General features: G+C 63.0%; 3 protein-coding genes. 2 read left to right on the plus strand and 1 reads right to left on the minus strand.

Annotated features, from left to right (window positions below):
* Positions 1-110: 110 nt before the first annotated feature.
* On the minus strand, positions 111-1775 hold the full coding sequence (gene ettA / locus ACIOVF_RS13150; RefSeq protein WP_045195926.1) for an energy-dependent translational throttle protein EttA: 1665 nt from the start codon (positions 1773-1775) through the stop codon (positions 111-113).
* Between the two features lie 267 nt (positions 1776-2042).
* Here ettA and ACIOVF_RS13155 point away from each other — a divergent pair, with 267 nt between their 5' ends.
* The gene (locus ACIOVF_RS13155; RefSeq protein ID WP_401289869.1) at positions 2043-5873 is read left to right on the plus strand and encodes an EAL domain-containing protein; all 3831 of its coding nucleotides are present in this window, start codon (positions 2043-2045) and stop codon (positions 5871-5873) included.
* 196 nt (positions 5874-6069) lie between these two features.
* The gene (glyA, locus tag ACIOVF_RS13160) at positions 6070-7323 is read left to right on the plus strand and encodes a serine hydroxymethyltransferase (RefSeq protein ID WP_093387878.1); all 1254 of its coding nucleotides are present in this window, start codon (positions 6070-6072) and stop codon (positions 7321-7323) included.
* Positions 7324-7488 lie beyond the last annotated feature (165 nt).

Genomic DNA, 7488 nt, shown 5'->3' on the forward strand with positions numbered 1-7488 from the left:
ATACATGTTAAGCCGTATCGCGAGGCAAGCCCGCTCCTACAGGGCCGGGGTAAATTTCGGGCAAAAAAAACGGGACCCGAAGGCCCCGTTTCAGTGCAAACCCCTGAGGGTCATGCCAGTTTTTTGTGCCGTACGCGGTGCGGCTGGGCAGCCGCTTCGCCCAGGCGTTTCTTGCGATCGGCTTCGTACTCGGTGTAGTTGCCTTCGAAGAATACCGCCTGCGAATCGTCTTCGTAGGCCAGGATGTGGGTCGCCACACGGTCCAGGAACCAGCGATCGTGAGAAATCACGATGGCGGCGCCCGGGAAGTCCAGCAGGGCTTCCTCCAGCGAACGCAGGGTTTCGACGTCGAGGTCGTTGGACGGTTCGTCGAGCAGCAGGACGTTGGCGCCCTCTTTCAGGGTCAGGGCCAGGTGCAGACGGCCGCGCTCACCACCGGAGAGGTCCTTGACGAACTTCTGCTGGTCGCCGCCCTTGAAGTTGAAACGGCCAACGTAGGTGCGCGACGGAATCTCGTAGGTGCCGATGCGCAGCTGGTCGGAGCCGTCGGAGATCTGCTGGAACACGGTCTTGTTGCCGTCGAGGTCTTCACGGCTCTGGTCGACGCAGGCCAGTTGCACGGTTTCACCGATCTCGATGCTGCCCGAGTCCGGTTGTTCCTTGCCCATCAGCATGCGGAACAGAGTCGATTTACCGGCACCGTTACCGCCGATCACGCCGACGATCGCGCCTTTTGGCATGGAGAACGACAGGTTGTCGATCAGCACGCGATCGCCATAGCCCTTGCTGACGTTCTTGAACTCGATGACCTTGTCACCCAGGCGCGGACCGGCCGGGATGTAGATCTCGTTGGTCTCGCTGCGCTTCTGGAATTCCTGCGACTGCATTTCTTCGAAGCGTTGCAGGCGGGCCTTGGACTTGGACTGACGTGCCTTGGCGCCTTTGCGCACCCACTCCAGTTCTTCCTTCATGGCCTTTTCATGGGCCGACTGCTGCTTGGATTCCTGGGCCAGACGATCGGACTTGGCTTCCAGCCAACCCGAATAGTTGCCTTCATACGGAATACCGGCGCCGCGGTCGAGCTCGAGGATCCAGCCGGCAACGTTGTCGAGGAAGTACCGGTCGTGGGTAATCGCGACCACGGTGCCCGGGAAGTCGTGAAGGAAGTGTTCCAGCCAGGCGACGGAATCGGCGTCCAGGTGGTTGGTCGGTTCGTCGAGCAGGAGCATGTCGGGGGCCGACAGCAGCAGGCGGCACAGGGCCACACGGCGCTTCTCACCACCGGACAGGTGCTCGACCTTGGCTTCCCACGCTGGCAGGCGCAGGGCGTCGGCGGCCACTTCCAGCTGGCGCTCGAGGTTGTGACCGTCGCTGGCCTGGAGGATGGCTTCGAGTTTGGCCTGTTCGGCGGCCAGCTTGTCGAAGTCGGCATCCGGCTCGGCGTAGGCGGCGTAGACTTCGTCCAGGCGAGCCTGGGCATCCTTGATCACGCTGACCGCTTCCTCGACCACTTCACGCACGGTCTTGGACGGGTCCAGCTGTGGCTCCTGCGGCAGGTAGCCGATGTTCAGGTCCGGCATCGGACGGGCTTCGCCGTCGAACTCGGTATCGACACCCGCCATGATTTTCAGCAGGGTGGATTTACCCGAGCCGTTGAGGCCGAGCACGCCGATCTTGGCGCCGGGGAAGAAGGACAGCGAAATGTTCTTGAGGATTTCCCGCTTCGGCGGGACAACCTTGCCCAGCCGATGCATGGTATAGACGTATTGAGCCATGGAAAAACCTAGCGTCAGAGACGAAAAAATAGAAACGAAACAGATGAAGGGCGCCGTGGCGCCCAGGAAAGGGCCAAAGCTACCGTAATGCGCCGGGTTGGGCAAACCGCCGACGAACAGGGCTGGCACTTTGCCACGTTTGCGGGCATGCTAGCCGCCCTTCGGGCGTCCGGCTTATAGTGCGCAACCGGAGCCGTCGCCAGGAACGCGGCACTTGCCAACCAGCAGCTCTAAACCTGCCATCCAGCCATACCGCAGGATCAACGTTTGACCAATCTCACTCAGCCGTCATCCCTGCGCAAGCCGGCCACTGCGTCAGGCTCGCCGCTGCGCGGCTCATTGAAAGGCGCGCTGGCCCTGTTGGTGCTGTTGCTGCTGGGCCTGCTGCTGTGGCAGTTGATCGCCCAGTTCCGTCATACCCAGGCTGACCAGTACCAGCACAGCCTGAACGCCAGCGCCGAGCTCGCCGACCACATGAGCCTGAACATGGCGCTTAAGGCCCAGGTGGCGCTCAACCAGATCCAGCCCTACCGCTCATCGCCTGCCCCTGAGCAACTGGCGCAGGTCATCGCGCAACTGCGCCAGCAGCAGCCCAAGCTGCTCAGCGTCGCCTGGATTGGTGCCGATGGCAGCCTGCAGGCCGACAGCCTGAAGGATACACCCGATTACCAGGCACTGGACGAACTGCTGCGGCTCAACCAGGGCCGCGACTTCTATTACAGCAACAGTGCCGACAACCAGCAGGTCTACCTGTTGCTGCGCCAGCCGGGCGAGGCGCCCAGCGGCTACTGGTTCCTGCGCCTGGCCCCGGGTTACTACAGCGACCTGACCAACCACCTGGACCGCCCCAATCACCCGTTGTGGCTGCTGGAAAACAGCCGCACCGGCGAGATCATCAACCGCCACCAGCCGACCCCCGGCAGCGACGAGCCGCTGCAAAGCGTGATGCTGGCGTTCCTCGACAACAGTACCTGGCAACTGCGCGGCCTGTTCGATGCCGGCCTTGCCCGCCAGCAACTGCTGCCGGCGCTGATCGGCAAATGCATGCTCGGGCTGTTCTGCGCGCTGATCCCGCTGCTGGCGCTGATCAACATGCGCCGCCGCCATCGCCTGCTGCAGGAAAGCCGCCGACGCTATCACGATATCTTCGAAGGCACCGGGGTCGCCCTGTGCGTGCTCGACCTCTCGGGCCTACCCAGCCAGCTCGAGCGCTATCGCCTGCGCAGCCGCCCGGCGCTGGAACAGCGCCTGGCTTTCGACCAGCCATTGCGGCGGATTTTGCTCCAGGAGCTGAAAGTCACCGAGGTCAACCAGGTGGCCTTGCAACTGCTGGGCGTCAACTGTTGCGACAGTGCCTGGCAACGCCTGGTCGAAGGCTCGCAGACCGGCAACGAAGGCATCGGCATCCAGCTCCTCGGGGCGATCCTCGACAACCAGCAGCAGCTGGAGCTGGAAGTGCGCCTGCCGGTGCCCGGTGGCGACGACCTGCACCTGTGGCTGATGGTGCGTTTCCCGCAGCAGCGCCGCGATTACCAGGCAGTGATCCTCAGCATCAGCGACATCACCAGCCGCAAGCAGGTCGAGCTGTCGTTGCTCGAACGCGAAAGCTTCTGGTCGGATGTGGTGCGCACCGTGCCCGACCAGTTGTACGTCCAGGACGTGCATAGCCAGCTGATGATCTTCAGCAACCGCAACCTCGGCCAGACCCTGGGTTACAGCCGCACCGAGCTTGCGCAGATGGGCGACCATTTCTGGGAGGTGCTGCTGCACCCGGACGACGCCCAGCTCTATCACCAGTTGCGCCAGCAGCAACGCGATTCGGGCTACGTCGAGCAACTGCATTGCCAGCTGCGCTTCCGTCACCACGACCAGCGCTGGCTGCGTTTCGACATCCGCGAGCAGGCCCTGACCCGCGACAGCGCAGGTTGCGTGACGCGGATCATTGGCGTCGGCAAGGACGTTACCGAGCAGATCGAGGCCAGCGAGTCTCTGCGCGACAGCGAACAGCGCTACCGCATGCTCGCCGAAAGTATCAGCGACGTGATCTTCTCCACCGACAGCCAGTTGCAACTGAACTACGTCAGCCCGTCGATCCAGGCGGTGCTGGGCTTTGAAGTGGAGTGGATTTTCGAGAACGGCTGGCACTCGACCATCGCCAACCCGGCCCAGCTCACCGGCATCTACAGCCTGGTCGAGCGGGTCAACAAGGCCCTGGGCGACCCCGAACAGATGGAACTGCTGCGCACCCAGTTGCCGACCCAGCTGTTCCTGTTCGATTGCCTGCGCGCCGACGGCCGCAAGATCCCGATCGAGCTGCGCCTGGTGCTGGTCTGGGATGACCAGGAGCGCTTCGAGGGCATCCTTGGCGTGGGCCGCGACATCAGCCAGCAACGCCGCGCCGAGAAAGACCTGCGCATGGCCGCCACGGTGTTCGAGCACTCGACCTCGGCGATCCTCATTACCGACCCGGCCGGCTACATCGTCCAGGCCAACGAAGCCTTCAGCCGCGTCAGCGGCTATGCCGTGGCCGACGTGCTGGACCAGTTGCCGAGCCTGCTGACCGTCGATGAGCACCAGGATGCACACCTGCGCTACGTGCTCAAACAGCTGCACCAGCGCGGCACCTGGGAAGGTGAAGTGTGGCTCAAGCGCCGCAGCGGCGAACATTACCCGGCCTGGGTCGGCATTACCGCGGTGCTCGACGATGAAGGCGACCTGGCCAGCTATGTGTGCTTCTTTACCGACATCAGCGAGCGCAAGGCCAGCGAACAGCGCATCCATCGCCTGGCCTACTACGACGCCCTGACCCACTTGCCCAACCGCACCCTGTTCCAGGACCGCCTGCACACTGCCCTGCAGCAAGCCGAGCGACAAAAGGCCTGGGTGGTGCTGATGTTCCTCGACCTCGACCGCTTCAAGCCGATCAACGACTCCCTCGGCCATGCCGCGGGCGACCGCATGCTCAAGGACATGGCCGAGCGCCTGCTCGACTGCGTCGATGACGACGACACCGTGGCGCGCATGGGCGGCGACGAGTTCACCTTGCTGCTGCAACCGCGCGCCACCCGCGAAATGGCCCTGAACCGGGCCATTCACGTGGCCGAGCAGATCCTTGGCAGCCTGGTGCGGCCATTCGTGCTGGAGAACCGCGAGTTCTTCGTCACCGCCAGTATCGGCATCGCCCTGAGCCCGCAGGACGGCAGCGAACTCAGCCAGTTGATGAAGAACGCCGACACCGCCATGTACCACGCCAAGGAGCGCGGCAAGAACAACTTCCAGTTCTACCAGGCCGACATGAACGCCAGTGCCCTGGAGCGCCTGGAGCTGGAAAGCGACCTGCGCCATGCCCTGGAGCAGAACGAATTCATCCTCTATTACCAGCCGCAGTTCAGCGGCGACGGCAAGCGCCTGACCGGTGCCGAGGCGTTGCTGCGCTGGCGTCATCCGCGGCGCGGGCTGGTACCGCCGGGGGATTTCATCCCGGTGATCGAGGAGCTGGGCCTGGTGGTCGATGTCGGCGACTGGGTACTCAAGGAAGCCAGCCGCCAGCTCAAGGCCTGGCACCAGGCCAAGGTGCGGGTGCCGAAGGTGTCGGTGAACATTTCGGCGCGGCAATTCTCCGACGGTCAACTGGGCGAACGCATCGCCACCATCCTCAAGGAAACCGGCCTGCCGCCGGCATGCCTGGAGCTGGAGCTGACCGAAAGTATCCTGATGCGCGAGGTCAACGAGGCCATGGTGATCCTCGACAGCCTGAAGAACCTCGGCCTAAGCATCGCCGTTGACGACTTCGGCACCGGCTATTCGTCGCTCAACTACCTCAAGCAGTTCCCCATCGACGTGCTGAAGATCGACCGCACCTTCGTCGACGGTCTGCCTGAGGGCGAGCAGGATGCACAGATCGCCCGGGCGATCATCGCCATGGCCCACAGCCTGAACCTGGCGGTGATCGCCGAGGGCGTCGAGACCCACGAACAGCTGGAGTTCCTCCGTGAACACGGCTGTGACGAAGTGCAGGGCTACCTGTTCGGGCGACCGATGCCGGCGCATCAGTTCGAGGCGCAGTTCAGCAACGAAACCCTGTTCATGTTCGAATAGGCAGGAAGCTGCAAGCCTTAAGCTACAAGCGGCAAGTTAGAAGCGTTACGCGTCCGGCCTTTGACTTGCCGCTTGAAGCTTGCAGCTTGTCGCTCATGAGCCCCATTTGTCTGCGACATGATGCCCTTTCATATGCCAGACAAAAGCTGATGAGGTAGAATGCCCGCCTATTTCAGCACGATCCTTGAGGACCGCCATGTTCAGCCGTGATTTGACCATTGCCAAGTACGACGCCGATCTCTTTGCCGCCATGGAGCAAGAAGCTCAGCGCCAGGAAGAACATATCGAGCTGATCGCCTCGGAAAACTACACAAGCCCCGCTGTCATGGAAGCCCAGGGCTCGGTGCTGACCAACAAGTACGCCGAAGGCTACCCGGGCAAGCGCTACTACGGCGGTTGCGAATACGTCGACGTGGTCGAGCAACTGGCCATCGACCGTGCCAAGGAGCTGTTCGGCGCCGATTACGCCAACGTCCAGCCGCACGCTGGCTCGCAAGCCAACAGCGCCGTCTACCTGGCCCTGCTGTCGGCCGGCGACACCATCCTGGGCATGAGCCTGGCCCACGGCGGTCACCTGACCCACGGCGCCAACGTCAGCTCCTCGGGCAAGCTGTACAACGCCATTCAGTACGGCATCGACGCCAACGGCCTGATCGACTACGACGAAGTCGAGCGCCTGGCGGTCGAGCACAAGCCGAAAATGATCGTTGCCGGTTTCTCGGCCTACTCGCAGATCCTCGACTTCCCACGCTTCCGTGAAATCGCCGACAAGGTCGGTGCCTACCTGTTCGTCGACATGGCCCACGTTGCCGGCCTGGTCGCTGCAGGCGTGTACCCGAACCCGGTGCCATTCGCCGACGTGGTCACCACCACTACCCACAAGACCCTGCGCGGTCCACGTGGTGGCCTGATCCTCGCGCGTGCCAACGCCGAGATCGAGAAGAAGCTCAACTCCGCAGTATTCCCGGGCGCCCAGGGCGGCCCGCTGGAGCACGTGATCGCCGCCAAGGCCATCTGCTTCAAAGAAGCGCTGCAGCCTGAGTTCAAGACCTACCAGCAACAAGTGGTGAAGAACGCCCAGGCCATGGCCGGTGTGTTCATCGAGCGCGGTTTTGACGTGGTCTCCGGCGGTACCCAGAACCACCTGTTCCTGCTGTCGCTGATCAAGCAGGAAATCTCCGGTAAAGACGCCGACGCCGCCCTGGGTCGCGCCTTCATCACCGTCAACAAGAACTCGGTACCGAACGACCCACGTTCGCCGTTCGTCACCTCCGGCCTGCGCTTCGGCACCCCGGCTGTGACCACTCGTGGCTTCAAAGAGGCCGAGTGTAAAGAACTGGCAGGCTGGATCTGCGACATCCTCGCCGACCTGAACAACGAAGCGGTGATCGACGCCGTTCGCGAGAAGGTCAAGGCCATCTGCGCCAAGCTGCCGGTATACGGCAACTAAGCTCAGTTGTGAGGTGAAAAAGCCCGGCTCTAGAGCCGGGCTTTTTTGTACCTGTAGGAGCGGGGGGGGGGGGGGCCGCGGCGAGAATGGGGGCACCGGACCCACCGGGGGGCCCCGCCCCCCAACCGCACAAAAACAAAAACCAACACGCGAAAAAACACACAC

The sequence above is a fragment of the Pseudomonas sp. NPDC087612 genome (assembly GCF_044743505.1).
In the GTDB taxonomy this organism is placed as follows: Bacteria; Pseudomonadota; Gammaproteobacteria; order Pseudomonadales; family Pseudomonadaceae; genus Aquipseudomonas.